Source organism: Methanobrevibacter curvatus, assembly GCF_001639295.1.
Classification (GTDB): domain Archaea; phylum Methanobacteriota; class Methanobacteria; order Methanobacteriales; family Methanobacteriaceae; genus Methanoflexus; species Methanoflexus curvatus.
In genome coordinates this window covers 1-1,157 of the sequence record NZ_LWMV01000101.1, presented here as the reverse complement: position 1 = coordinate 1,157, position 1,157 = coordinate 1, and the positions used below count along the sequence as shown (strand labels likewise).

1 protein-coding gene is annotated in these 1,157 nt (G+C 30.0%); it reads left to right on the top strand.

Annotated features, from left to right (window positions below):
- Window positions 1-58 precede the first annotated feature (58 nt).
- Window positions 59-1,006 carry an IS5 family transposase gene (locus MBCUR_RS02450; protein WP_067089785.1) on the top strand — a complete coding sequence of 316 codons (948 nt, stop codon included), beginning with the start codon at window positions 59-61 and terminating at the stop codon, window positions 1,004-1,006.
- Window positions 1,007-1,157 lie beyond the last annotated feature (151 nt).

The window sequence follows — 1,157 nt, the reverse complement described above, 5'->3', positions numbered from 1 at the left end:
TGTGTTCTTTAAATTGATATAGAAAGGTTTATATAGGATAATATATATATTTAATACCATGTATGACTTGAATAATTATTTTATAAATAAACAGTATGCGAAAGTTGAAGAGTTAGGTGATCGTTTGGCTGATATTGATCCACTTATTGATTGGGAAGTTTTTAGGCCTATTATTAAAAGTATGTATGATAATCAGTCTGAAAAAGGTGGTAGACCTAATAATGATGAGATTGTTATGTTAAAAATGTTGGTTTTACAAACTTGGTATGGTTTATCTGATTTTGAAGTTCAAAAGCAAGCAAATGATAGAATTTCTTTTTTAAAGTTTTTAGGATTTCCAGACAAGGTTCCTGATCAATCTACAATTTGGTTATTTCGAGAAAAAATGGTTGAAAATGAAATTGACGATGTTATATGGGAAGAATTACAAAAACAGTTAGATGAAAAAGGATTTGAAGTTAAAAATGGTGTAATTCAAGATGCAGCATTCATTACAAGTGATCCTGGACATCAAAAAGCAAATGCACCACGAGGAAAAAAAGCTAAAACTCGTCGAAGTAAAGATGGTGAATGGACAAAAAAAGGCGAAAAGTCATTTTTTGGATACAAATTGCACACAAAAGTAGATATTGACCACCATTTTATCCGAGAAATTGAAACAACAGTTGCAAATGTCCATGACTCACAAGTAGACTTAATAGAAAAAGGAGAAATAGCATACAAAGACAAAGGATACTTTGGAATAAAATCTAAAGGCTATGATGCTACCATGGACAAAGCAACAAGAAACCACCCCCTAACCATTCGTCAAAAGCTAAGAAATAAAAGAATATCCCGTAAAAGATCACCAGGAGAAAGACCATATGCCGTTATCAAAAACATATTCCACAATGGCCACCTAAAAGTCACAACACGAGCCAGAATAGCTGTAAAAAATATGTTTTCATGCTTCTCTTACAACCTACAGCAATTATATACCATAAAAAAACAAAATACTACCCATTAGCGATAGCTATGAAAAATTAACTAAAAATAAGCAAGAAAAACAGTAAAAAAAGGCAAAAATCCCATAATTTAAAAAAAATCTCCATAAAAATACAATTTTTAAAAAAAAAATAAAAAAATTAATTAAAAAAAGCAGGTTAATAGAAAATCTC

Coding starts and splice junctions, on each gene's coding strand:
- MBCUR_RS02450 (WP_067089785.1), top strand. CDS start 59: ATGTATGACTTGAATAATTATTTTATAAATAAACAGTATGCGAAAGTT.